The 24,105-nt window shown below is 67.0% G+C and carries 18 protein-coding genes; 8 read left to right on the top strand and 10 right to left on the bottom strand.

Going from position 1 to position 24,105, the window contains the following annotated elements; translation table 11 throughout:
• The first annotated feature begins 1 nt into the window (after position 1).
• The 5 genes from AC1DX2_RS10095 to AC1DX2_RS10075 all read left to right on the top strand — a co-directional run bounded on the left by AC1DX2_RS10095 (position 2) and on the right by AC1DX2_RS10075 (position 4,642).
• Entirely contained in the window at positions 2-1,321 is a 1,320-nt protein-coding gene (locus AC1DX2_RS10095) for a branched-chain amino acid ABC transporter substrate-binding protein (RefSeq protein ID WP_477196206.1), read from the top strand.
• A 114-nt stretch (positions 1,322-1,435) separates the two neighbouring features.
• Positions 1,436-1,981 carry a CcdC protein domain-containing protein gene (locus tag AC1DX2_RS10090; protein WP_477196205.1) on the top strand — a complete coding sequence of 182 codons (546 nt, stop codon included), beginning with the start codon at positions 1,436-1,438 and terminating at the stop codon, positions 1,979-1,981.
• Positions 1,982-2,051: 70 nt separating this feature from the next.
• Positions 2,052-2,786 carry a queuosine precursor transporter gene (locus tag AC1DX2_RS10085; RefSeq protein WP_477196204.1) on the top strand — a complete coding sequence of 245 codons (735 nt, stop codon included), beginning with the start codon at positions 2,052-2,054 and terminating at the stop codon, positions 2,784-2,786.
• Between the two features lie 91 nt (positions 2,787-2,877).
• Positions 2,878-3,621, top strand: coding sequence for a hypothetical protein (locus tag AC1DX2_RS10080; protein WP_477196203.1), 744 nt, complete (start codon positions 2,878-2,880; stop codon positions 3,619-3,621).
• Between the two features lie 118 nt (positions 3,622-3,739).
• Positions 3,740-4,642 carry an alpha/beta hydrolase family protein gene (locus tag AC1DX2_RS10075; RefSeq protein WP_477196202.1) on the top strand — a complete coding sequence of 301 codons (903 nt, stop codon included), beginning with the start codon at positions 3,740-3,742 and terminating at the stop codon, positions 4,640-4,642.
• 10 nt (positions 4,643-4,652) lie between these two features.
• Here the strand turns inward: AC1DX2_RS10075 and AC1DX2_RS10070 are convergent, their stop codons facing one another.
• Positions 4,653-5,498, bottom strand: coding sequence for an enoyl-CoA hydratase-related protein (locus tag AC1DX2_RS10070; protein WP_477196201.1), 846 nt, complete (start codon positions 5,496-5,498; stop codon positions 4,653-4,655).
• Positions 5,499-5,573: 75 nt separating this feature from the next.
• Here AC1DX2_RS10070 and AC1DX2_RS10065 point away from each other — a divergent pair, with 75 nt between their 5' ends.
• Positions 5,574-6,530: an MBL fold metallo-hydrolase gene (locus AC1DX2_RS10065; protein WP_477196200.1), complete on the top strand. Its 957-nt coding sequence runs from the start codon at positions 5,574-5,576 to the stop codon at positions 6,528-6,530.
• 88 nt (positions 6,531-6,618) lie between these two features.
• Here the strand turns inward: AC1DX2_RS10065 and AC1DX2_RS10060 are convergent, their stop codons facing one another.
• Both AC1DX2_RS10060 and AC1DX2_RS10055 read right to left on the bottom strand, forming a co-directional pair.
• Positions 6,619-7,056 carry a group I truncated hemoglobin gene (locus AC1DX2_RS10060; RefSeq protein ID WP_477196199.1) on the bottom strand — a complete coding sequence of 146 codons (438 nt, stop codon included), beginning with the start codon at positions 7,054-7,056 and terminating at the stop codon, positions 6,619-6,621.
• A gap of 41 nt (positions 7,057-7,097) precedes the next feature.
• Complete coding sequence (locus AC1DX2_RS10055; RefSeq protein WP_477196198.1) at positions 7,098-8,303, bottom strand: Y-family DNA polymerase; 1,206 nt, start codon at positions 8,301-8,303, stop codon at positions 7,098-7,100.
• Between the two features lie 55 nt (positions 8,304-8,358).
• Between AC1DX2_RS10055 and AC1DX2_RS10050 the strand changes: the two genes are divergently transcribed.
• Both AC1DX2_RS10050 and AC1DX2_RS10045 read left to right on the top strand, forming a co-directional pair.
• Entirely contained in the window at positions 8,359-9,693 is a 1,335-nt protein-coding gene (locus AC1DX2_RS10050) for an ABC transporter substrate-binding protein (RefSeq protein ID WP_477196197.1), read from the top strand.
• 8 nt (positions 9,694-9,701) lie between these two features.
• On the top strand, positions 9,702-10,109 hold the full coding sequence (locus AC1DX2_RS10045; protein WP_477196196.1) for a hypothetical protein: 408 nt from the start codon (positions 9,702-9,704) through the stop codon (positions 10,107-10,109).
• A gap of 16 nt (positions 10,110-10,125) precedes the next feature.
• Here AC1DX2_RS10045 and AC1DX2_RS10040 read toward each other — a convergent pair whose 3' ends face one another.
• The 7 genes from AC1DX2_RS10040 to creD form a co-directional block, all read right to left on the bottom strand.
• Entirely contained in the window at positions 10,126-11,271 is a 1,146-nt protein-coding gene (locus AC1DX2_RS10040) for an alpha-hydroxy acid oxidase (protein WP_477196195.1), read from the bottom strand.
• A gap of 69 nt (positions 11,272-11,340) precedes the next feature.
• Positions 11,341-13,638, bottom strand: coding sequence for a penicillin-binding protein 1C (gene pbpC, locus AC1DX2_RS10035; protein ID WP_477196194.1), 2,298 nt, complete (start codon positions 13,636-13,638; stop codon positions 11,341-11,343).
• The gene (locus tag AC1DX2_RS10030) at positions 13,626-14,309 is read right to left on the bottom strand and encodes a hypothetical protein (protein ID WP_477196193.1); all 684 of its coding nucleotides are present in this window, start codon (positions 14,307-14,309) and stop codon (positions 13,626-13,628) included. The genes pbpC and AC1DX2_RS10030 overlap by 13 nt, the downstream gene beginning before the upstream one ends.
• Complete coding sequence (locus tag AC1DX2_RS10025; RefSeq protein ID WP_477196665.1) at positions 14,306-20,236, bottom strand: alpha-2-macroglobulin family protein; 5,931 nt, start codon at positions 20,234-20,236, stop codon at positions 14,306-14,308. Before AC1DX2_RS10025 ends, AC1DX2_RS10030 begins: the two co-directional genes overlap by 4 nt.
• Positions 20,237-20,364: 128 nt before the next feature.
• A complete protein-coding gene (creC, locus tag AC1DX2_RS10020) occupies positions 20,365-21,819 on the bottom strand; it encodes a two-component system sensor histidine kinase CreC (protein ID WP_477196192.1) in 1,455 nt (484 codons plus the stop codon).
• 15 nt (positions 21,820-21,834) lie between these two features.
• Entirely contained in the window at positions 21,835-22,572 is a 738-nt protein-coding gene (creB, locus tag AC1DX2_RS10015; protein ID WP_477196191.1) for a two-component system response regulator CreB, read from the bottom strand.
• 16 nt (positions 22,573-22,588) lie between these two features.
• On the bottom strand, positions 22,589-24,034 hold the full coding sequence (gene creD, locus AC1DX2_RS10010) for a cell envelope integrity protein CreD (protein WP_477196190.1): 1,446 nt from the start codon (positions 24,032-24,034) through the stop codon (positions 22,589-22,591).
• Positions 24,035-24,105: the final 71 nt, after the last annotated feature.

Genomic DNA, 24,105 nt, shown 5'->3' with positions numbered 1-24,105 from the left:
AATGAATATTGTTGTGCGCCGGGCCTTGAAATTGGTTGCGACGGCGTTATCTGTCGCGGTTTTTGCCGGTTTCCCCGCATCCGCGCAGCCGACGGGGGGCCCCATCAAGCTGGCCATGGTCGACGGTCTCAGCGGCCCTTTCGCCAACACCGGCGAGGCGGTTTTCCGCAACCTGGTGTGGGCGGTGGAGCGTGTCAATGCACGCGGCGGCGTGAAGATTGCCCAGCCGGGTGGTGGCAGCGTGGCCAGGCCACTGCAACTGCTGCGCTACGACAGCAAGGGCCAGAACGAGGAGACACTGTCGGCGCTGAAGTCCGCCATCGACGATGGCGCGCAGTTCGTGCTGCAAGGCAATGGCTCGGGCGCGGCGGCGGCATTGCTGGATGCCGTGAACAAGCACAACGAGCGCGACCCCGAGCACCGTGTGCTGTACCTGAACTATTCGGCCGTGGACCCGGTGCTGACCAATGAGAAATGCAGCTTCTGGCACTTCCGCTTCGACGCCCACGCCGACATGCGGCTGGCTGCGCTGATGGGGCTGCTGAAGGACGACAGACAGGTCAACAGCGTCTACATCCTGGGACAGGACTACAGCTTTGGGCAGGCTGTGTCGGCCGAGACCAAGCGCCAACTGGCCCAGCTGCGGCCGGACATCCGCATCGTCGGCGACGAGCTGCACCCGCTGGGCCGGGTGAAAGATTTCTCGCCTTATGCCACCAAGATCAAGACCAGCGGCGCGCAGGCGGTGGTCACCGGCAACTGGGGCAATGATTTGACATTGCTGGTCAAGGCCGCACGCGAGATTGGTTTCGACGGCAAGTTCTACACCTTCTATGGCAATGCGCTGGGCGCACCGGCCGCCATTGGCGACGCCGGTGTGGGCCGCGTGCTGGCGGTGGCCGACTGGCTGCCCAATGTGCCGGGTGCCGCCAGTGAGACCTTTTACCAGGCCTTCAAGGCGCGCTTCCCCAAGCCGGCTGACGACTACGTGCACATGCGCATGCAGCTGATGGTGGAGGCGCTGGCACAGGCGCTGGAGGCCGCGCCAGCGGTGGCCAAGGGTAAGGCGGCCCCCGACGTGACGGCGGTGGCAACCCAACTGGAAAAAGCCCAGGTCAGCCTGGGTGGGCAAGGTGGCGCCATGCGCGCGGCTGACCACCAGTTCCAACAGCCGCTGGTGGTGGGGTTGATGGAGCGCCAGGGCAGCCCAGGCGTGAAGTTCGACGTCGAGGGCTCGGGTTACGGCTTTCGCGTCGTCAAGGCCCTGAGCGCCCCCGCGGCGCAGCAGCCCACCAGCTGCAAGATGCAGCGGCCTCAGTAGGTCGCCACCGACAGCGCGCTGGGGGCTGTGTGAGCGGGTTGTAAAGTTGGCGGATGCGCGGGTCGCCGCGTGTATCCTTGCGCGCAGTTGATTTTTTGACCGCTCCCCGCTCGCATGGCCGTCCCGTCCAACCCATCCAGCCTGGTTTTCCTCGTCATGCTGCCGCTGATCGCCTGGCGGCTGTATGCGCGTGTGCGCCGCATGGTGGGGCGGCAAAAGTCGTCCGCACCGCGCCACTGGTTCACGGTGGTGTTTTTTCCGTTGCTGCTGCTCTTGCTGGGCACCACGGCAGCCTTGCACGACGACGGCCTGCTCAGTGTGGCGGGCATGGTCGCTGGCCTGGCCTGCGGCGTAGGCTTGGCGCTGTACGGGTTGAAGCTGACGCGCTTTGAAGCCACGCAAGAAGGTTTCTTCTACACGCCCAATGCGCACATCGGCATCGCGCTGTCGGCGCTGTTCATCGGCCGCATGCTGTACCGCTTTGGCGTGATGTACATGGCCGGCATGCCGACCGGTCATGCGCCGGCGCAGCAGTTCGTCAACAGCCCGCTGACGCTGGCCATTTTCGGCATGCTGGCGGGCTACTACGTGGCTTACGCGCTGGGGGTGTTGCGCTGGCGCCACCAAGTGCTGGCCAGTCGGGCCGCCGGCTCCGGCTGAGTGGCGCTGCCTGCGGCCCCGTGCTGCACAATGGCCCGAATTCCCATGGCCTGCAACCCCTGACAACGACATGACTGCCGACACCGCCGCCGCGCCGCCCGCCCAGCGCAACTACCGCTATTACGACTTCGTGATGGCGGCCTTTGTCTGCGTGCTGCTGTGCTCCAACTTCATCGGCGCGGCCAAGCAGGCGGTGGTGGACCTGCCGCTGCTGGGACCGACGCCGTTTGGGGCCGGTGTGCTGTTCTTTCCCATCAGCTACATCTTTGGCGACATCCTGACCGAGGTCTACGGCTACGGCCGTGACCGCCGCGTGGTCTGGGCCGGTTTTGGCGCGCTGGTGTTCGCCTCTTTCATGGCCTGGGTGGTGGTGCACCTGCCACCCGGCCCCAGCGACTACATGAAGAGCTACCAGCCGGCGCTGGAGGCCGTGTTTGGCAACGCCTGGCGCATCGCCGCCGGCTCCATGATCGCCTTCTGGTGCGGCAGCTTCGTCAACAGCTACGTGCTGGCCAAGATGAAGGTCATGACGCAAGGCAAGTGGCTGTGGACGCGCACCATAGGCTCCACCATCGTCGGCGAGGCGGTGGATTCGTCGCTGTTCTACGTCATCGCCTTCTACGGCATCTGGGACACGGCGACGCTGGTCAGCGTGGTTCTGGCGCAGTACCTGTTGAAGACCGGCTGGGAAGTGGTGATGACGCCGGTGACCTACAAGGTGGTGAACTTCCTGAAGCGCAAGGAGCAGGAAGACTATTTCGACAAGAACACCAATTTCAACCCCTTCAAGCTGCATGGCAACTGAACGCCCAACCGCTTAAGAAGGGCCTCGGTCGGCGCGTGGGCCGCGCCGGGGTAGGGAGGGATCCGCGTGAACGCAGGTGGGGATTCTCCGCATGAGGACACTGACCGTCGCTTTGCTCCCGTTGGCCCTTGCGGCTGGCCCGGCCCTGGCTGGCGCACCGCCCGGCTACTACCTGGTGTCGGTGTACGACAACGAAGGCCTGCGCACGCTGGACTTCCGTTACTGGGCGGTGCAGCAAAAGCCAGGCACGCCGTCCACCACCTGGCCCGAAATCGGCCTGGGCTGGAACGTGACCAAGCGCTGGTACACCGAGTTCCTGCTCAGCTACATCGGTGGCCCCGGCCAGCCCAACACGCTGGCCGACTACAACTGGCAGAACGACTTCCTGCTGACGCAGGGGCAGTACCCGTTCGACTTGGCGCTGCACAGCAACATCAAGTGGGCTAACGAGTCGTATGAGGGCAAGGGCATCGAGTTTGGCCTGGTGTTCCAGACCGAACTGGCGGCGCGCCTGCAGTTCAATGCCAACCTGTTCCTGGAGCGCCATGTGGGGGGTGACGACGGCTCCAAGCCGACGGAGATGAACTACCAGTGGCAGCTCAAGTACCGCTGGCGCCCGGGTTTCCAGTTTGGCGCCCAGGGCTTTGGCGAACTGGGCGAGTGGAGCCACTGGGCGCCGCGCGACAAGCAGTCGCACCGCGCCGGCCCGGCGATTTTTGGCACGCTGCCGCTGGGCAATGGGCAGAACTTCAGGTACGAGGCCGCGTACCTCTATGGCTCCATCTACACCAAGCATTCCAAGATGGTGACGGCGCGGCTGCGCTACGAATTCTGAAAGACCTGCTGCCGCGATGAATCCATTGAAAAGGACTCTGCTCGCACTGTGCCTCGCTGCCGGTTTGTCGTCTGTGCACAGTGCCTGGGCGCAGAGCGGCGCTGCCGCTTATGACCCGATGTCCGTCAGCAGCGCAGCGCCATCCGCGCCGCTGGACCTGACGGTGCATGACGCCACGCGTCACCGGGACATCCCGGTGCGTGTCTACCTGCCGGCCACCAACGCGCCAGCGCCCGTGGTGTTGTTCAGCCATGGCCTGGGCGGCTCGCGCGAGGGCTATGCCTACCTGGGCCAGCACTGGTCGGCCCACGGCCTGGTCACCGTGGCCTTGCAGCACCCGGGCAGCGACGATGCTGTGTGGAAACAGGCGGCGCCAGCGCAGCGCCTGGCGGCTTTGAAGTCCGCCGCCAGCATTCGCAACGCCCTGCTGCGCATGAAGGACGTGCCGGCCGTACTGGATCAATTGACGCAGTGGAACCAGACGCCAGGCCATCCCCTGGCCGGGCGGCTGGACATGGCACACGTGGGCATGTCCGGTCATTCGTTCGGTGCCATCACGACACAGGCCGTCAGCGGCCAGACCGATGTCACCGGCCAGACCCGCTTCACCGATGCGCGCATACGCGCCGCCTTGCCGATGAGCCCCAGCAGCCCGCCGCCCGCACGCAATGCGGCGCCGTTCGACAAGGTGGCCATCCCCTGGCTGCTGATGACCGGCACCCACGACCAGGGCATGGTGGGCGAGGCCACGCCGGCCACCCGGCAAGCGGTGTTCACCGCGCTGCCGCCCGGCCACAAGTACGGCTTGGTGCTGGACGGTGCCGAGCACTCTGCCTTCAGCGACCGCCCGCTGCCCGGCGACACGCAGCCGCGCAACCCCAACCATTACCGCGTGATCCTGGGCTTGAGCACCGCGTTCTGGGACGCCTACCTGCGCGACGATGCACAGGCGCGGGCTTGGCTGGATGGGGCAGGGCCTGCCAGCGTGTTGCAGCCAGGGGATCGCTGGCAGCGGAAGTGATTTCCCTCCGCTAAGCGCCCATGTCCTTGAAGTCTCGCAGCTCGGAGAGGGAAGTGAAGTTCCCCGCGCGCTTGTCCTTCATCGCGTGGATGGCTTCCAGCACGTGGGCGTTGCTCCAGATCGCGCCTTGCACCCAGCCCATCTGCTTCAGCGCGTCGTCCACCGTGTGGTCGCGTGCGTAGTGGATCACCTGTTTGCTGCCCCAGATGGCCACCGGCGGCTTGGCGGCGATCTCTTTCGCGCACTGCAGGGCGGCGCCCAGCATCGCCTCTTGCGTGTCGAAGACCTCGTTGACCAGGCCGTAACCCAGCGCCTTGGCAGCGGGCAGTCGCCGGCCCGTATAGGCCAGTTCCTTCACCACGGCCAGCGGGATCAGCTTGGGCAGGCGCTGCAGCGTGCCGACGTCAGCCACCATGCCGATGTTGATTTCTTGAATGCAGAAGAAGGCATCTGCGGTGGCATAGCGGATGCAACAGGCGGTGACCATGTCCACCGCGCCGCCTATGCAGCCGCCGTGGATGGCGGCGATCACCGGGATGCGCAGCGCCTCCAGCTTGGTGAAGGTGGCTTGCAATTCGCCCAGCGTGTCGAACATGGCCGCGCGGCCTTCGGGGCTGCGGTCGTCCATGGCGATGGCGCCGCCAAAGGTGTCCAGCGCCATGCCGGCGCTGAAATGCTTGCCGGTGCTGGACATCACCAGCACACGCGCTGTGTTGTCCTTGTGCAGCTGGGTCAGCACCTGGTCCAGCTCGCGCCAGAAGGTCGGGCCCATGGTGTTCAGCGCCTCGGGGCGGTTCAGCACCAGGTGGGCGATGTGGTCGGTGATGCTGAGGGAAAAGCAGGTCAGGGTGTTCATGGGCAGCACTATAGGCGTGCCGGGGCCAGGCCGGCTGTCACGCAGGTGCACTGGCATACTCGGGCGACACACACCATGATGAACACCCCCCATCCTTTCAAGCGCTGGCTGAGCGCCGGTGCCCTGCTGCTGAGCGCCGCGCTGGCCGCGGCCCAGACCGCGCCGCCGGTGCGCATGAGCATGCAGACGGCGGCCGACTTGCAGTTGCCGGCGCTCGCCAGCCCGGTGCCGCTGCAGTTCGCCATCGTCAAGACCTCGGACCTGACCAGTCTGGAGGGTTTGTTGTACCAATCCGGCAGCTGGTTCAAGCGGGCCAAGGTCAACCACACGGCGGTGCTGGTGCGCCACCCGCAGGGCAGCTTCCTGTGGGACACCGGCCTGGGCCAGGGCATAGACCAGCAATTCGCGCAGGACATGCCGTGGTGGGCCAAACCCTTCTTCAGCTACGGGTCGGTGCAGCCTGTGCGCCGCCAGCTGGAGCAGGCCGGCGAGCCGATACCGGGGCGCATCATCCTGTCGCACGCGCACTGGGACCACGCGTCCGCATTGGGCGAATTCCCCGGCGCCGAGATCTGGATCAATGACGCTGAGCGGGCCTTCATCGCCGCCCACCAGGGCATGGTGTTCCCCAGCCAGGTGGCACAGACCGGCCTGCGCTGGAAGACCTATGCGTTTGCCGCCCGGCGCTATGCCGGTTTTCCGCAATCGCTGGACCTGTTTGGCGACGGCAGCGCGGTGCTGGTGCTGCTGGGCGGCCACACGCCGGGCTCCACCGGCCTGATGCTGACCACCGCCGGCGGCACGCCGTATTTCTTCGTCGGCGACGCGGTGTGGAAGCTGGAGGCCATCACCACCCAGTCGCCCAAATTTCTGGTGGCGCGCAAGCTGGTGGACAACGACGCGCTGGCCACCCAAGGGCTGCTGGCGCAGTTGCAGGCGCTGATGGTGGCCAACCCGCGCATGGTGGTGGTGCCGGCGCACGATGCGCGGGTGCACGACCAGCTGGGTTATTTTCCGAACTGGGTGAAATAACCCCCACGGTCGCTCACTTCGTGTAGTTCCCTGCCCCCAAGGGGCCGTCATCGCTTTGGGGCGGCCCGGCGGCGATGGTCCGCCGCGCTCATTTCACGGTGATGACGTCGGTGTGCATGGGCGCCAGCCGCGCCAGCAACTGGTTTTGCACCGGGAAGGGGATGCCCTTGGCATCCATCGCGTCCTGCAGCACCTCCACCAGGCGGTTGAAGTCGCCGGTGTTGATCTTCAGCGACGCGTGGGCCTTCTTCATGTCCTCGCCGTCGTAGACGCAGGCGCCGCCGGCCACCTTGCAGATCTGGTCGGTCAGCTGCTTCTTCAGAAACGCCGGTTTCACGTCCTTGAACTGGCTGCCTATGCGGGCATCGGCGCGTAGCCGGTTGACGAAATCATCCATCAGCGTGGCGATGCCGGCTTGTTCACCCAGGGCCTGGTACAGCGGGTCGGCGGCGGTGGTTTGTGCCAACGCCGGGGCGGTGGCGCACAGGCCCAGCAGCAGGGTGCAGATGGTCAACAGTGCTCGCATGACGGACTCCTCGCAATGAAACCTGATGGCTTGATGCCGGCCTAAAACAGCTCGCCGTTCACCGGCTCGCGCAGCGTGTTCAGCGCCTCCAGGGCCTCGTAAGCTTCCAGCTTGTACAGCGTGCCCACCCGCACCCCCAGCAGGCGCAGGCGCCGGCCCAGGTCAACCCGTTTCAGGCATTGCCCGGCAGTATGCCGTATCGTGCGCGCGTCTGCCGTGGCATGCGCCAGCGTCTGGTCGCGGGTGACGATCTTGAAATCGTCAAAGCGCAGCTTGACGCCAATCGTCTTGCCCACGTAGCCCTTGCGCTGCAAATCCTGCGCCACGGCCTCGCACAGCTCGGTGAAGATGGCGCCCAGCTCGGCCTTGTCGCGCACCGCGTGCAGGTCGCGCTCAAACGTGGTTTCGCGGCTCATGGACACCGGCTCGCTTTCGGTCACCACCTCGCGCTGGTCGCGGCCATGGGCGGCGTTGTGCAGCCAGGCGCCGGTCTTGCGGCCGAAGGTTTCCATCAGCCAGGCCGGGTCGCGCGCCGCCAGCTCACCGATGGTGTGTATGCCCCTGGCCTGCAGCTTGGCGTCGGCCTTGGGGCCTATGCCGTTGATCTTGCGGCAGGGCAGCGGCCACACTTTCGTTTCCACATCCTGCGGGAATACGATGGACACGCCATTGGGCTTGTTGAACTCGCTGGCCATCTTGGCCAGCAGCTTGTTGGGCGCCACGCCCACCGAGCAGGTCAGGCCGGTGTCGTCAAAGATCGCCTTCTGGATGCGCAGGGCCAGCGTGCGGCCGCCGTCCTCCTGGCCGCCGGGAACGTCGGTGAAATCGATGTAGACCTCGTCCACGCCGCGGTCCTCCATCTGCGGCGCCATGGCGGTGATGAGGCTCTTGAAGCGGCGCGAGTACAGGCGCACCTGAGCGAAGTCCACCGGCAGCAGGATGGCCTGCGGGCACAGCTTGGCCGCCTTCATCAGCCCCAGAGCCGAGCCGACGCCGAACTGGCGTGCCGCATAGGTGGCGGTGGTGATGACGCCGCGGCCTACGTAGTCCTTCAGCTGGCCGAACGCTTCCACCGGGATGTCGGCGCGCCGCTCGCCATACTGGGCGCGCAAGGCTTCGTCACGCGCACTGCGCGGGCCGCCGATGACCACCGGCAGGCCCTTCAGTTGGGGGTAGCGCAGCAGCTCCACGGACGCGTAGAAGGCGTCCATGTCCAGGTGGGCGATTCGGCGTTGCGGTTTGGTCATGACGTGGCTGGCAAGCCGTGAGGATAGCAAGACCGCCGGGCACTATCATGGGCGCATGTGCAGCAGCAGAAGATCGTTCCTGGGCCAGGCGGCTGTCAGCGTGTTCGGCGCCGGCTTGCCGCTGGCCTCCAGCCGGGCGCAGGGCCGCCACAGCAAGTTCCAGGGGCAGACGGTGGGCTTCAGCATCCCTGAGCATGCGCACTACGACGCCATGCTGAAGCTGCTACCCGAGTTCACCGCACAGACTGGCATCAAGGTGGAAGTGGCGCGCGAGCACATGCTGCGCATGAAATTCCAGCAGTTGGGCGAGATGAGCAAACCCCAGGGCCATCTGGATCTGGTGTGCTATGTGGTGATGTGGAAGGGCGAGTACGTGGCCAAGAACCTGGTGCGTGAACTGGCCCCGTTCCTGGCTGACCCGCAGCTGGCCGACCCGGCGTTCGACCTGGCCGACATCGTGCCCGGGTACCTGCAGAACCTGGGCCTGGTGGGCGGCCCTAAAGGCTACCTGGCCGGCCCAGGCGCCAAGCTGTATGGCCTGCCCTATGGCGCCGAGACCTCCATCCTGGCTTACCGGCGCGATGTGTTCGCCCAGGCCGGCCTGCAGCCGCCCAAAACCTATGCCGAGTTGCGCCAACTGCTGCAGGTGCTGAAAGCGCGCGTGGGCATGCCGGCACTGGCCTCGCGCGGGCAAGCCGGCCACCCCTGCGTGCATGCCTGGCTGCTGCACCTGAACCCGCTGGGCGGCAAGGTGTTTGACGACCATTGGCGGCCCGCCTTTACCAAACCCGAGGGCGTGGCGGCGCTGGCGCTGCTGAAAGAGATCGCCGACACCGGCCACCCTGACACGGCGCAGATGGGCCAGGCTGAGATGATGCGCGCCTTCCTGCAAGGGCAGACGGCGATGTACCTGGATTCCACCATCATCTTCGGCCCGGTGCGCGATGCCGCGCAGTCCAAAGTGGACGGCAAGGTCAGTTACGTGCTGCATCCGCGCGGCGTGCGCCATTCGTCGCAGTCGGGTGGCCTGGGCCTGGCAGTGGCGCGCAATGCGAAGAACCCCGAGGCCGCTTTCCTGCTGATGCAGTGGCTGACGGCCAAGGCCCAGGACAAGGCGGTGTGCCGCCTGGGCGGCGGCCCCACCCGCTGGTCCACGCTGGGCGACGCCGAGCTGGTGCGCAGGTACCCCGAGTACATCACCCTGAAGGAGCAGTTGCGCCATGCTGACCCGGACTGGCGGCCCATCATCCCGCCCTGGGACGACATCAACACCGGGCCGCTGGGCGCCGTCGTGCACCAGGGCCTGACCGGGCAGAAGACGCCGGCCCAGGCGCTGCAGGCGGTGGTGCCGCGCGTGAACGAGATCATGCAGCGGGCTGGGTACGTGTAGGGGGCCGCGTGTACGCCATCAAGATCGAAATACAGGAGCCGGGCGCCAAGACCTTTGAGTTCACCGCGCAAAAGACCATGTACGGTGGCAAGCTGATCACCGAAGGCGACGAGATCTTCATCTTCGCCAGCGAGAACGAGGTTGGGCAGGGTTTGATCGCTTGCGGTGTGGTCATTTCGGCCGCGGCGACGCCGCGAAAAGCCGGTGTAGAGCGCCAGACGCCGCGTGTCAGCATCACCGTGCGCCGCACCGCGCTGGCCAGGCGGCGCCTGGGGCGCGCCGAACTGAAACCATTTGCCAACTGGGACGACGGCCGGCCCGAGACCGAGCTGAACTTCAAGTTCTACCGCCAGGCCACCAACAAGATCGTCGGCCTGTCGGATCAGGCCACCACCTTTCTGCGCGGCTTTTTCTAGCCCGGCTGGCGCTGGTTCAGCCGTTCAGCAGCACGCTGCGGTCCACCGTGTTGATGTCGGTCTTCCCGCAAAAGGCCATGGTCAGGTCCAGCTCCTTGTGAATGATCTGCAGTGCCTTGGTGACGCCGGCCTCGCCCATGGCGCCCAGCGCGTACAAAAAGGCGCGGCCGATGTAGCAGCCCTGGGCGCCCAGCGCCTTGGCCTTCAGCACGTCCTGCCCGCTGCGTATGCCGCCGTCCATGTGCACCTCGATCTTGTCGCCCACGGCGGCCACGATGGATGGCAGCATGGAGATGGAGGAGGGCGCGCCGTCCAGCTGGCGGCCACCGTGGTTGGAGACGATCAGTGCGTCGGCCCCGGTGGCCACGGCCAGCTTGGCGTCTTCCACGTCCTGGATGCCCTTCAGGATCAGCTTGCCGCCCCAGCGCTTCTTGATCCATTCCACATCGGCCCAGTTCAGCGCCGGGTCGAACTGGCTGGCGGTCCAGTCCATCAGCGAGGACATGTCGCCCACGCCCTGCACATGGCCCACGATGTTGCCGAACTGGCGGCGTTTGGTACCCAGCATGCCGAAGGCCCAGGCGGGCTTGGTGGCGATGTTCAGGATGTTGGGGAGGGTCAGCTTGGGCGGCGCCGACAGGCCGTTCTTCAAGTCCTTGTGGCGCTGGCCCAGGATCTGCAGGTCCAAGGTGAGCACCAGCGCCGAGCAGTTGGCGGCCTTGGCACGGTCTATCAGCCGCTCGATGAAGCCTTTGTCCTTCATCACATACAGCTGGAACCAGAACGGATGGCGGCCGGTGTGCTCGGCAATGTCCTCGATGGAGCAGATGCTCATGGTGGACAGCGTGAACGGAATGCCAAACGCCTTGGCCGCGCGCGCGCCCAGGATCTCGCCGTCCGGGTGCTGCATGCCGGTCATGCCGGTGGGGGCAATGGCCAGCGGCATGGTCACGTCCTGGCCGATCATGGTGGTGCGCGTGCTGCGACCTTCCAGGTTCACGGCCACGCGCTGGCGCAGCTTGATGGTCTGGAAGTCGTCCGAGTTGGCCCGGTAGGTGCTTTCGGTCCAGGAGCCGGAGTCGGCGTAGTCGTAAAACATGCGCGGCACGCGCTTTTGCGCCAGCACGCGCAGGTCTTCAATGTTGGTGATCACTGCGGCCATGGTTGTTTTTCCTTGTCAGCCGCCATGTTAGCCGCTGTGCCGGCCAGCCGCCTTGTCCTGGCTCAAGCGCTACCTGGGTGTGTACCTGGCCTTCAGCACGCCAGCGCCGCGCACCTCGATGCGCACCTCATCCACCACCTGGCCCTGGTTGTTCAGCAGTTGCACCTGGTGCTTGCCAGGCCAGGGCAGCCAGGCCACCTGGGCGCCGCGGCCGAATTCCTTGCCGTCCATCAGCCAGCGGCCGGCGGTGCCTTCCTGGGTGAAGCGCAGCCGCTGGTGCGTGGGCGGGATATCCGGGTCCAGCGCCACGATGGTGCCCGACACCGGGCTGGTGATGCGGGCTGGCGCGGGCTCTGCGGCGCGGCCGCGCGCCTTGGTCGGTGGCGTGGTGGTGGAGGCGATCACGTCCTGCCCGGTGCCGCGCAGGAACCATTCGCTGCGGTTGGCCTCCTGCTGCTGGGCAAAGCGCATGGCGTGCTGTTCCAGGCCGGGGGGCGGTGCGGGTGCCTTGCTGGGCTCGCTGCGGTGCAGAAAATTCATGACAGCGGCCCAGATCGGCGCGGCGCCGCTGGTGCCGCTGACGTCCCACATGGCGGCGCCGCTGGCGTTGCCCACCCACACGCCCACCGTGTAGCGGCGTGAGTAGCCTACGGCCCAGTTGTCGCGCATGTCCTTGCTGGTGCCAGTCTTCACAGCCGTCCAGAAGCGGGTGGCCAGCACGCTGTCGGTGCCGAAGGTGCGCGCGCGGGCGTTGCCGTCGCTGAGGATGTCGCTGACGATGTAGGCGGCGCGTGCGTCCAGCGCCTGGGAGGCGGGGCTGGCGGGCGTGGGCTTGCCGTTGCCAGCCAGTGCCAGCGGCGCCACGCGGCTGTAGCGGCCGTTGTTGGCCAGTGCGCGGTAGGCGTTGGCCAGGTCCAGCAGGCTGACCTCGGCGCTGCCCAGCGCCAGGCTGTAACCGAAATAGTCGCCTGACTCGCGCAGTGGCAGCCCCAGGGCGCGCAGCTGGCGGTGAAACGCATTGGGCGACACCATCTCCAGCGTGCGCACCGCCGGCACGTTCAGCGACGCACCCAGCGCCGTGCGCACCGACACCCAGCCCTTGAACTGACGGTCGTAGTTCTGCGGGATGTACAGGCCGCTGGCGGTGGCGATCTGGTTGGGTGAATCCTCCAGCAGCGAGGCGGCGGTGAGCCGGCGCTCGGCGATGGCTTCGCCGTAGAGGAACGGTTTCAGCGTGGAGCCGGGCTGGCGCAGCGCAGTGACGGCGTCCACATCGGCAGCGCTGCTCAAGGCACCCGACGAGCCCACCCAGGCCAGTACCTGGCCGCTGGCGTTGTCCAGCACCACCAGCGCAGCGTCTTCCACATGGCGGCCGCGCAGCTCGCGCAACTGGGTTTGCAGGGTCTGTTGGGCGAAGCGCTGCAGCGGGGCGCGCAGCGTGGTCCGGATGGAGGAGGGGGCAATGGTCGCCACTGGGAGCTTGGCAGGCTTGCCCTGGGCTTCGACCCCTTCGACACGGCTCAGGACAGTCTGCTCAGCCCGAACGGAAACCAGCCGTTGCGCGACATGGGGTGCGATGCCCGTGCTGGCATCAAAGTCGCGCCGCTGCAAAGCGGCGGCGGTGAACATGTCCAGCGCCTGGCAGTTCACCGCCGTGGGGTTGGCGCGCGCCATGTCCTGCAACACGCCGCAGGCGCGGCGCGCCACCATGTCCGGCTTGGCATTGGGGGCACGCACCAGCGCGGCGGTGACAGCAGCCTCGCGCTCGTCCAAGCCATGCGGCGCCTTGCCGAACAGCGTGTGGCTGAGCGCGTCCACACCCACCAGCTCGCCGCGCAGCGGCACCAGGTTCAGGTAAGCCTCCAGGATCTGGTCCTTGCGCCAGCCACGCTCCAGCGACTGCGCGGCCAGCGTCTGGCCCAGCTTTTGCACCAGGCTGCGGCCACTGCCGGCACGCCGGTAGTCGTCGTCCAGCAAGCCGGCCAGTTGCATGGTGATGGTGGAGGCGCCGCGCGTGCGGGTGTTCCACAGGTTGGCCCAGGCAGCCGCGCTGGCGGCTTGCCAATCCACGCCGCTGTGCTCGTAGAAGCGCTTGTCCTCGCTCAACACCATGGCGTTGCGCAGTGCCGGCGAAATATCGGCCAGCGCCACCCACTGGCCACGCCGCACTGATCTGTCGTTGCGCAGGCTGTGCAGCAGCTCGCCGTGGCGGTCCAGCACCTGCACATCCGAAGGCTTGAAGTCTTTCTTCACCTCGGCGAAGGTGGGCAGTCCCCAGGCGCAGGAGGCGGCCAGGCCGTTGGCCGCCAGCAGCAGTGCGGCGCGGCGGGCCAGCTTCAGCAGGCGGGGGCGGTTTATTCCTTGCATTTCTTCAGGTTGGTGCGCGCTGCCCGCACCACCGGCAGGTAGCTGTCGGCGTCGGACGGCGGTAAGTCGTCGCGCACCTGCGCGTCGGTCTTGGCTGCGTCTTCGCTCAGGTCCTTCAGCGTGGCCAAGCAGCCGGCCTTGTCGCCCAGGTGGTATTGGGCTATCGCCAGGTCGTTCTGCACGCGGCCCCGCTCGGTCCAGAACAGGAAGCTGCTGCACTGCGTGACCACGGGTTGCAGCGCCGCCACGGCACCCGGGTAGTCCTTGGCGTCGTACTTCTTCTTGAACGTGGCACGCGACTGGGCCATCGCCGTCTTCTGGCATGCCGGCGGCGGTTTCTTGTACACGCCCTCGAAACCGCCGCGCGCACCGCAAAACTCCTGGCAGCCACCATTGGCGTTGCCCTGCACCTGCACATCGGCACCCTGCAGCTTGAAGCTGACCACGCAGGCCGAGTCCTTCATCTTGGCCTTGCCGGCCACGATCACACCCTCCAGGTCACAGGTGTGGAAATTGCCGCCCACGGTGCTGATGGTGAAGCGGTTGCCGGCCTTCACCTCCAGGCTGCCAAAGGCGCCTTCGCTGATGACGTAGCTGCCTGGCGCCGGGTTGGTCTGGGCCTGTGCCATCCCGCAGCCCACCAGTACCATTGCGATCAGGGTCGTCTTCATTTCGCCGCCTCCACCTTCACCTTGGCATTCGGCGCCTCGCCAAACATCTCGGGCGCGTACATCGCCTCCACCCGGCTGGGCGGCAGCGAGAATTCGCCCACGTTGTTCAGCCGCACGGTGTATTCCATCTTCATCACCCCCTTGGGCAGGTACTCGTAGTAGCTGCGGAAGGCCTCGAAGCTGCGCTCCTCGAACGCCGGCCAGGCCCAGCCCTCGCGCTTTTCGTCCTTGGTGGCGATTTCGGAGTCGCGCCCCAGCCCGCTGCCCAGGATGGTGGCGCCGCCGGGCACCGGGTCGGTGATCGCCACCCAGGTCATGTCAGCCGAGGCGTTCACTTCCAGCGTGATGCGCAGGACGTCGCCGCGGGTGTACTTGCCGGGCACCGCCTGCTCCACGGGCGTGATGGTCTTCTTGATCTGGTAGCCGGCGTTGAAGGGCGCCTTCAGGTCAATCGCAGCCAGCGACTGCAGCGTCAGCCAGGGCTTGCCTGACCCAGAGTGGGTGACGCTCAGTTGGCCTTCACCGGCTGCCCAGGGCAGGAACATGCTGTTGTTGCGCAGGTTGCCGGGCGAGGCCGGGGCGCCGAACAGCGTGCCCTGGTGGGGCGCGCCCGTGGCATCGGTGGGCTTCACCCGCTCCACCTTGCTCCACTCCACGGCCGCGCTGTTGGCGCCCAGGTTGGCGCGGGTAGCACCGGCCACGGTGACGGCTTCAAACTTGGCCGAGAACTTCTCCAGTGCCAGACCGCCCCACAGGTTGGCGGTGGTGGTCAGCCAGGCGCCGCGTTGCTGGCGGGCGATGAAGCCGTTGGCCAGGCGGCCCATGTCATCCTTCCAGGCCGGGTCGTCCATCACCGCCAGCAGCAGGCGGGCGGTGTTGACGTCGCCATTGCCCATCAGCCACCACCAGTAGTCGTCGCGCTCGGTGCTGAAGATCAGCTTGGTGCCCTGGTAGCTCAGGCGGGCCTTCAACACCTGGATGGCCTCCGCCAGCCGCTGCTCGCGCTGCGGCACATCCATCACGCGCTTGAGGATGTTCAGCCAGTCGATCACCGCGCCGGTAGGCCACTGGTTGGGTGCGATGGTGATGCTGCCCAGCATGCGGCCCTGCGCCTTGCCGTAGCGCGACAACGCCTCCAGCGCGGCCAGCTTGCGCACGTCCAGGTCGGCGCGCGGACTCCAGAACTTGCGCTCTATGCGCCCTTCCACAAACGCGATCAACCCGCGTTCCATGGGCGCACGCACCTCGTCCGGCAGTGCGAAGGCGGGGTCTATCCCTGCCGCCTCATGGGTGGCGGCCAGCACATAGGCGGTCAGCGTGTCGCTGCCCCGGTTGGCGTCGCCATCGCGTGGCGGGAAGTAGCTGGCCAGGCCGTCGCTGTCCAGATAGGTGGGCAGTTGCGCCACCACATTGGCCCACAGCTTGCTGTCGCGCAGGCCTACCGACTTGCTGGTTTTTTGTTCCAGGCAGATGAAGGGGTAGTTGGCGAAGTAGTCCTTCACGCCCGGCAGGCCCTCGGCCAGCTTGGGTTGCAGCGACAGCTTCAGGCCGCCGCGCGGCTGGCCATTGGTGACGATGCCGTCCGCCGGGGCTTTGACCGCCAGCGTGTACGGGCCGTCCAACTGCACCAGCGTGGCCTGCTGCACCGTCAACGGCACGGCGGGGATGATGCGCTGCTGCGCCTTCAGCGCGTCGCGCGCGCCGCCCAGCGTGTCCTTGGCCTCGATCTCCCACAGGATGGCCTGCGTGCGGATCTGCGCCAGCTGGGCTGGCGCGGTGACCATCCAGGCCACTTCACGCGCCTCACCAGCGGGAATGTCCACCTGCTGCGGCTTCAGGTCCAGCAGCGTGGCGCGCGGTGTCACGTCCACCTTCATTGCCTTTTGCGTGGTGTTGCGCAGTGTGATTTGCGCGCGGAACTGGTCGTCCTCGCGCACCAGCGGCGGCAGGCCGCTGATGATCTGCAGGTCCTGCGTGGCGCGTATGCTGGTCTGGCCGGTGCCGAACAGGCCGGTGCCGCTGTCGGCCACGGCCACGATCTTGAAGCTGGTCAGCGCGTCGTTCAGCGGCACCGTCACCGTGGCCTGGCCGTTGGCATCCAGCTGCACTTTCGGGTTCCACAGCAGCAGCGTTTCCAGCAACTCACGGGCGCCGCTGTGGCCACCGCCGCCGCCGGCCGGCACCGCCTTGCGGCCGTAGTGCCTGCGGCCAATGATTTCCATCTGCGCGGTGGACGTCTCCACGCCCCAGCTGCGGCGTTGCAGCATGGCATCCAGCACATTCCAGCTGGTGTTGGGCATCAGCTCCAGCAGCGCCTGGTCCACGGCGGCCAGTGCCACCTCGGCATTGGCAGCCGGCTGGCCGTTGGGCAGCTTGGCCGAGATGGTGACGCGGGCCTGGCCGCGCACCGGGTAACTTTCCTTGTCGGCCTTCACGGTCACGGCGATCTGGTGCGCCTTGGTGCCGACGCGGATTTCGGCCAGCCCCAGCCGGTAGGCCGGCTTGCTCAGGTCCACCAGCGCGGTGGGCGCCACGTATTCACGGCCCTCGTACCAGAAGGCCGTCCACCACTCGCGCGGCGCCTTGTAGCCCCAGCTGAAGAACGAGTACCACGGCACCTCGCGCAGCCGCCCGCGCAGTGCCAGCACACTGATGTACACGTTGGGCCCCCAACTGTCCTTGATCTGCAGCTTGAAGGTCGGGTCCTGGCCGTTGAGCTGCACCACTTGCGTGTCGATGATGCCCTCACGCTCTATCGCCACCAACGCGGTGGCATAGCGGAACGGCATGCGCACCTGGAAGACCGCAGTGTCGCCAGGCTGGTAGCTTTTCTTCTCGGGCAGCACGTCCATGCGGTCGTGGTCTTCGCCGCCGAACCACAGCTCGCCCTGGCGTGTCACATACACCGAGGCCGCCGCCTGGATGCTGTTGCCGGCCGTGTCCTTGGCGGTGACGATCAGCTCCACCTCACCCGGCTCGCCCAGCTTGGCCTCGCACAGCAGCAGGCCGCGCGAATCGCTCTTGCCTGAGCACACCGAACCCAGGTCTTTCAGCTCGGTCTTGTTGTCGTAGGTGTAGAAGCCGCCCACCATGCGCTTGCGGCTGGTGGTGACGATGCGCGCCACCGCCTTCACCTCAAGCGCCACGTCGGCCTGCGGTTTGCCGCTCAAGTCCAGCGCCAGCGCCTGGAAGCGCATCTGCTGCTTGGCCGACACCCAGCCTTCGGTCTTGATGCCGGCCACCACGCCGGCCGGCCACAGCGTCTGCGTGCTGCGCAGCGTCTGCACCTCGCCATTGGGGTCGGCGTAGGTGGCTTCCAGCAGCAGGTCTTGCGGCTGGGCGGACTTGGGCAGCTTGTCCACCGTCACCTTGCCGGCACCGCTCTTGTTCAGGGTGAGGGGCAGCTTGTCGGCCACCACGCGCTGGTCCTGGGCGGTCGGGGCCTCATCGCCCTCATCGGGGTTGCTGTTGCTGGTGCTGCCGTCGCGCGCCTTGCGCGGTGGGCTGAAGCTGAAGTCCTCAAAGTCGCCATAGCTCAGGGACTTGCTGCGCACCAGGGCCGACAGGCGCACCGGCAGGTTGGCCGCGCCGCCGCCGGCCACGTAGTTGATCTGCACGTCCACCGGCACCGTCTGCACGTTGACCAGCGGTTTCTTGTCAGTCGGCGTCACCCGACCCTCCAACACAGGCAAGCGGAACTCTTCCACGCGGAACTCACCGCTGGAGAATGTGCGCGCTTTGTCATCCGCGCCGCGCAGCTCCACCGAGTACATCCCCAGCTTGGCCGCCGGTGGTACAGAGAACGTGTTTTCAGCGCTCTGGCCGCCGGTGGCGGTCTTGCGCCAGGCCAGCGGCTGGGTGAAGCGCTGGCCACTGCCCTGGTGGGTGATGACCAGCGTGTCCGGCAGGGCTTGCGGCAGGTCGAAGCCCTTGCTGGTCTGCGACCGTATCAGGTGTTTCATGGACACCGTCTCACCGGCGCGCAGCAGCGTGCGGTCGAAGATGGTGTGGGCCAGTTCGTCCGGCCGGGCGTCGCGGCTGGTGGGCACGTTGAAGCGCCAGGGCTCGATGCCGCGGTACCAGTTGCTCCAGGTGAAGGCCATGTCCTGCACGCCGCCGGCGTCCTTGGCGCGGGCGCTGACGAAATAGGCGCCGCTGCCTTCACCGTCCCCATCGTTGTTGCGGTTGCAGGGGGGGGCCTGCACCGGCACGTCCTTCAACTGGGCCACACCTTGGGCGTCGGTGGTGGCGGTGGCCACTTCCTTGCCGCGGCAGTCCGACACGCGCACCGTGGCGTTGGCCACCGGCCTGCCTTTGTCCAGCGTGGTGACCCAGGCGACGGCGTTTTCGCGCCCCAGCTTGAAGTGCACGCCCAGGTTGGTCACCAGCGCTGAGGTGCGCACGTACATGGTGCGGTTGCCGCCGTGGCGCTCGTCCAGCAGGCTGCCTCCCAACTTTTGCGACGCGATTTCCACCACGTGGAAACCGGGGGTGAGCGGTATGCCCACCACCTCAAACGGCCTGGGGTCGCCGCCTTCCACCGGCTTGGGCAGGTCCAGCGTCTTCACGCCGCTCTGGCCGGCCAGCAGCGACACCATGCGCGATTGCACCCAGTCCTTGTCGCCGCTCTCCAGGCTTTGGGGCAGCGGGCCCTTGACGTCGCGCTGGGCTAAGGCGCGCTGCACGGTGAAGTTGTCGTAGCGCTTGACCTTGCGGAACCAGGCGATGATCTCGGCGTCCGTGCTGGGCGCCAGGTCGCTGACCTTGCCCGGTGCCAGGCCCTGCACGGCCAGCTTCTGCTCCACGTTGCGCAGCGTCACCGGCAGCATGGGCGGGCCGTCCGGCTCGGCGAAGCGCTCCACGATGCCAAACGGCGCCGCCGCAAACTTGGCCAGCGGCGGCATGGGGCCGGTAGCCACCTTCAGCGGGAAGCTGTCGGCGTTTTTCAGCGCGCGGCCCGAGGCGTCCGCGAAACCCTGGGGCAGCTGCAGCGTGAAAGCGGTCTGTTCCGCAAAAATGCCCTTGAAGGTGACGCTGGTGACCACGTTGTCACCATCACTCTCGCCCTTGTCGAAATCGGGCCTCAACGTGTCCTTGCCGCCGGTCAGGACAATGCCCTGGGCCAGCTTGCGCGGCACCGGTGCGTTGAACGTCAGGTTCATCGGGCGAATCGGCAGGCAGGCGGCCTGCGCGTTCTCGCGCTCGCAACTGAAGCTGGCGGTGAAGGGCTCGCGCACCTTGAAGGCAAAGCGCTTCTCCACCTTGTTGGCGATGCCTGGGGCGCCGGCGGCATCCGGCGTGGCCACGCCGGCGCCGAACACGATCTGCACCTTGGACGCCGGCGTCAGCCGCCGGTTGCAAGCCAGCGTGACGAATTTCAGCGGGGCCGACGCAGCGGCTTTTTCATAGCCCTGCGATTTCAGCAACTGGTCACGCTCCTTGCCGTCAATCAGCCGCACCGGCACGCGTTCGCCCAGGCCCTCCAGCGCGCACCACACACTGGCTTGCACGCTGGCCAGTGTGGCTGCGCCATTGAGCTGCAGCACGAAATACTGCTCTTCGTCGATGGCCTGGTAGACGGAGGGGCGTATGTTTTGCACAAACGGCCCGCCGGTGTTGAACTTGTAGCTGCTTGTGCCGCTCAGCTCGGCACCCTGGGGCGACTTGAAGCCGGCGCGGGTTTGCAGCGCGCAGCTGACGCCGGGCGGCAGGTCGGCCTCGAACTCGAAGGCCCACTCCTTGTCGCTGATCCAGCGACCCGACCCCTTGGTGGCCTGGGCATCGCTGCAACTCAGGGCTACCGGCGCTGGTGCCTTGGGGTCGCCAAAGGTGACGGCCGATTCGTTGAACTTGACCACCACCTGGCGCACCCGCGCCACTTCGCCTTGCGGCGACAGACTGGTGATCTGGAGGGCCTGGGCTGACATGGCGCCCAGCAGCAACCCGAAAGCGATGAGAGTTTTCTTGATTTTCACGCTATCCCCTGTGAAGAGCCCACAGCGTAGCGGAAATGACTGACTCGGCAAAGTCAGCCGGACAGCTTTTACATAGCGGCCTATGCCATGGACAGTGTCAACACGGCTTCCACGCCGGCCACCCCATCGGCGCGGTTGTGCAGTTCCACATCGCCCCGGTGCAGCCTGGCAATGGCGCGCACCAGTGCCAGGCCCAGGCCGCTGCCCTTGCCCTTGCGGTGCGGGCCGGGCAGCGAGTAGAAGCGCTCGAACAGGCGCGGCTGCGCATAGTCGGGGATGGTGCTGCCGGGGTTGCTGACGCTGATGCGCCAGCGCGTGTCCTGCGGGCTGATGCTGAGGTGGATGGTCTGGCCGTCGGGCGTGAAATCCAGCGCGTTTTGCAGCAGGTTGCGCAGCGCCTGTGAGATCAGGAAGGCTTCGCCGCTGCACGTGCAGGGTGGGTTGGCCTGCAGTTCTATGCGCCGGCTGCCCAGTTGCGGGCTCAGGGTTTCGATCAACTCTCGCGCCAGCGCCGCCAGGTCCAGCGGCTCATGGGCGATGGCTTCGCGCGCTTCCACCCGGGCCAGTTCCAGCAGACGGTCCACGGTGTCGCGCATGCGCAGGGCCTCGGCCTGGATGTGGCCCAGGAAGCGCTGGCGCTGGGCGGCATCCAGGCCAGTGTCCTCCAGCAGTTCCACCGCACCCAGGATGCCGCTGAGAGGTGACTTCAGCTCGTGCGTCATGTCGTGCACATGGCGCTCCACATAGGCCTTGCCGTCCAGCTGGCGGCGCATCTGCTCCAGCGCGCGGGCCAGCTCGGCCAGTTCGCGGTTGGCGGGAAAGGCCGGCATGGGCTGGGTATGGCCCTGGCTGGTGGCGCGGGCATAGAGCGTCAGCTGTGTGATGCCGCGCGACAGCCACCAGGAGAACAACGCGCCCAGCACCAGGCCGCCGGCCAGCAGGGCCCAACCCAGGCGGGTGACCTTGCGCTCGGCGCGCGTCAGGTAAGGCAGCAGGCTGTTGGATGGCTTGGCCACCGTCAGCACACCCAGCAGCGCTGGCCGGCTGGCCGCGCCGCCAGACGCTTGCGCATAGATGGGCGCGGACACATACATGGCGGTGCTGGCGGCGTCGCGGGGGTCGGCGCGGCTGGTGCGGCTGCCGTATTGGCCGCGCAGGGTCAACGCCACGTCGCGCCACTGGCTGTGGTCTTCACCCATACCCAGTCCCTTGGAGTCGGCCATGACGATGCCGCGCGCGTCGGTGACGGTGATACGCAGATCGATGCTGTTCTTGCGCAAGCCCCAGATTTCCGCGTTCGGGTGGCGCAGCGCCAGTTCCTGCCCCAGCCGGACCAGGCGTTGGCTGTCCAGCCGGCCTGCACGCATGTCTTCGCCCAGCAATGCGGCCAGCGTGTTGGCCGTCTCCACCAGCGATTCCTCGGTGGACTGGCGCAGCGCCGGTTGCAGGTCGTCGCGCAGCACATTCAGGCCATACCAGCCGCCGGCCGCGATCAGCAGGAAGAAGCCCAGGAAGATGCGCAGCGAGAACCGCATGCGTTGCCCAGCCTTTCAACCGGCTTCGGGCAGGTTCAGCCGGTAGCCAAACCCCCGGTGCGTTTGCACTGGATCGTCCTCGGCGCTGACCGCACGCAGCTTGGCGCGCAGGCTGCGGATGTGGCTGTCCACGGTGCGCTCGGAGTTGTCTTCCTTGGCGTCACCCAGCGCGTCCAGCAACTGGGCGCGGCTGAACACCCGGCCCGGGCGCGACAGCAGCGTGGACAGCAGCCGGTACTCGGACGGCGTCAACGCCAGCCAACTGCCGTGAAAGCGTATGCGCAGGCCAGCCAGGTCATGCACGAAGGGGTTGGCCGGCGCGGTGGCAGCATCGTCGCGCGCCGGGGCAGGTGTGCCGTTGCTGACCGCCGGTGGCTGCGCCCGCCGCAAGATGGTCTTGATGCGGGCGGCCACCTCGCGCGGGCTGAAGGGCTTGACCACATAGTCGTCAGCCCCCAGCTCCAGCCCGGTGACGCGGTCGATTTCCTCGCCGCGTGCGGTCAGCAGCATCACCGGCAGGGTGCTGGTCGGTCCGGCGGCCTGGCGCAGCTGGCGCAGCACATCCAGGCCGTTGGCGTCGGGCAGGCCGACGTCCAGCACCAGCAGGTCCACAGTCTCGCGCGCCAGCAGGGCCTGGGCCTCTTGCGCCAGCCGGCAGTGCCTGACCTGCATGCCCTCGCGGGTCAGCGCGAACTGCAGGGTTTCGGCAATGGCGGTTTCGTCTTCCACCAGAAGGATGCGCGGCGGCGTCATGGGGGGAGTGTAAGACTCAGGCCGGGGTGGACGGTGCGGGACGGTGCAGCGGACCCTCCAGCGTCGACCAGTCCACATGCCGGGTCAGCACCATGATGGTGGCCAGCAGCGCGAACAGCGCGCCGCTGCCCAGCAGCAAGGCGGTGCTTTCGCTTTGCAGGATGGCGAACAGCACGCCCAACAGCCCCAGCACCAGCGCACCGAACAACACGCCGGCCTGCCAGCCGCGCAGCACATAGCTGGCGTAGTAGGTCAACAAAGCGGCGCAGGCCAGCGAGGCGCCCCAATAGGCCTGCCAGAACGGCACATGCTCACCCAGCGCCAGCACCAGCAGGAAGAACAGCGCCAGCGCCGCCCCTACCAGTGCGTACTGGATGGGGTGCACGCTGACGCGGCGCACCACCTCCATCACGAACACGGCGGCGCACACCATCAGCAGGAACAGTTCGGCGTACTTCAGCGTGCGCTCGGACAGCGCGTAATGGTCCACCGGGTCGATCAGGTTCACGCCCACCATGGCGGCCGGCAGGCGTTCACAGCCTTCGCTGCCCGGCCCTTGGAGCAGCAAAGAGGAACCGCCGACCCGGGGCAGCGCGCTGTTGCCGCCTTTGCATTTCGCCTGGGCGGTGCCGGTGGCCAGCTGGTTGATGGCCCATTGGGTGTTGAAGCCGGCGGCCGACACCTCGCGCGCGGTGGGCGCCATGCTGCCGACAAAGCTGGGGTGCTGCCAATTGGAGCGCAGGCTGATGTGGGTCTGCCCAGCCGAGGGTTCGATCTGCAGCGACTCGCTGCCGGCCAGCTCCAGCCGCACATCGAACTCCACCGTGCTGTTGCCCGCCAATATTGCCGGCGCGTTCCACTGCGGCGTCAGCGCGTGCACGCCGTGGGCCTGCCAGGCCACGCCGGTGCCGGAGTCAAAGCGCAGCGCGGCGTCGCCCAGCTTGCCGGCCAGCGCGCGTATGCCGCGCGTGTCGCCCAGGCCCAGCAGCAGCGACGGTTGGCCCCATTGCAACTCCAGCCGCTGGCCGTCGGCACTGCTGGCGGCCAGACTGGCGGGGTTGATGCCCGGCAACTCGAACTGGCCGGTCAGCACCACCGGGCCGGAGAAGATGCGGGCCTCGAAGATGCCACGCTTCAGCGTCTCGGTCTGCAGCTGGCCGTCCACTTTCAATGTCTTGGGCGCCAGCACCAGGCTGCGTTGCAGCAGTTGCTGCTCGTTCCAGCTGCCAGCACCGCTGCCGGGCTTGCCGGGGCCGCTCCAGGTCTGCACCGACACCTGGTAGGGGAACACCAGCAGCGGCCCGTTCAGCGTCTGGCTGCCGGCGCTGTAAGAGGCCATGGACGCCTGCACTTCGTGCGCGCGCTGCTGGCGCTCGCGCACCAGGTGGCGCACCGAGCCGACCGCGATCAACAGGCTGACGGCCACCATGGCCATGGCGGCAATGCGCAGGAAAAATTTCATGGCCCATCTCCCGTGTTGGTGATGGGCCGCACTCTAGAGGTGGCGTTTGCAGGTTGGGGCCGTGCGGTGTG

It is taken from the genome of Hylemonella sp. P2_B10 (genome assembly GCF_056404875.1).
This window is presented reverse-complemented; position numbering and strand designations above follow the sequence as displayed.

Excerpts from the sequence above, each read along its gene's own strand:
- AC1DX2_RS10065 (WP_477196200.1), top strand. The coding sequence starts at position 5,574 with ATGATGAACACCCCCCATCCTTTCAAGCGCTGGCTGAGCGCCGGTGCC.
- AC1DX2_RS10070 (WP_477196201.1), bottom strand. The coding sequence starts at position 5,498 with ATGAACACCCTGACCTGCTTTTCCCTCAGCATCACCGACCACATCGCC.
- AC1DX2_RS10050 (WP_477196197.1), top strand. The coding sequence starts at position 8,359 with ATGTGCAGCAGCAGAAGATCGTTCCTGGGCCAGGCGGCTGTCAGCGTG.
- creC (WP_477196192.1), bottom strand. The coding sequence starts at position 21,819 with ATGCGGTTCTCGCTGCGCATCTTCCTGGGCTTCTTCCTGCTGATCGCG.
- AC1DX2_RS10030 (WP_477196193.1), bottom strand. The coding sequence starts at position 14,309 with ATGAAGACGACCCTGATCGCAATGGTACTGGTGGGCTGCGGGATGGCA.
- AC1DX2_RS10055 (WP_477196198.1), bottom strand. The coding sequence starts at position 8,303 with ATGACCAAACCGCAACGCCGAATCGCCCACCTGGACATGGACGCCTTC.
- AC1DX2_RS10085 (WP_477196204.1), top strand. The coding sequence starts at position 2,052 with ATGACTGCCGACACCGCCGCCGCGCCGCCCGCCCAGCGCAACTACCGC.
- creD (WP_477196190.1), bottom strand. The coding sequence starts at position 24,034 with ATGAAATTTTTCCTGCGCATTGCCGCCATGGCCATGGTGGCCGTCAGC.
- AC1DX2_RS10080 (WP_477196203.1), top strand. The coding sequence starts at position 2,878 with ATGAGGACACTGACCGTCGCTTTGCTCCCGTTGGCCCTTGCGGCTGGC.
- AC1DX2_RS10025 (WP_477196665.1), bottom strand. The coding sequence starts at position 20,236 with ATGTCAGCCCAGGCCCTCCAGATCACCAGTCTGTCGCCGCAAGGCGAA.
- AC1DX2_RS10075 (WP_477196202.1), top strand. The coding sequence starts at position 3,740 with ATGTCCGTCAGCAGCGCAGCGCCATCCGCGCCGCTGGACCTGACGGTG.
- AC1DX2_RS10060 (WP_477196199.1), bottom strand. The coding sequence starts at position 7,056 with ATGCGAGCACTGTTGACCATCTGCACCCTGCTGCTGGGCCTGTGCGCC.
- AC1DX2_RS10090 (WP_477196205.1), top strand. The coding sequence starts at position 1,436 with ATGGCCGTCCCGTCCAACCCATCCAGCCTGGTTTTCCTCGTCATGCTG.
- AC1DX2_RS10040 (WP_477196195.1), bottom strand. The coding sequence starts at position 11,271 with ATGGCCGCAGTGATCACCAACATTGAAGACCTGCGCGTGCTGGCGCAA.
- AC1DX2_RS10095 (WP_477196206.1), top strand. The coding sequence starts at position 2 with ATGAATATTGTTGTGCGCCGGGCCTTGAAATTGGTTGCGACGGCGTTA.
- pbpC (WP_477196194.1), bottom strand. The coding sequence starts at position 13,638 with ATGCAAGGAATAAACCGCCCCCGCCTGCTGAAGCTGGCCCGCCGCGCC.
- creB (WP_477196191.1), bottom strand. The coding sequence starts at position 22,572 with ATGACGCCGCCGCGCATCCTTCTGGTGGAAGACGAAACCGCCATTGCC.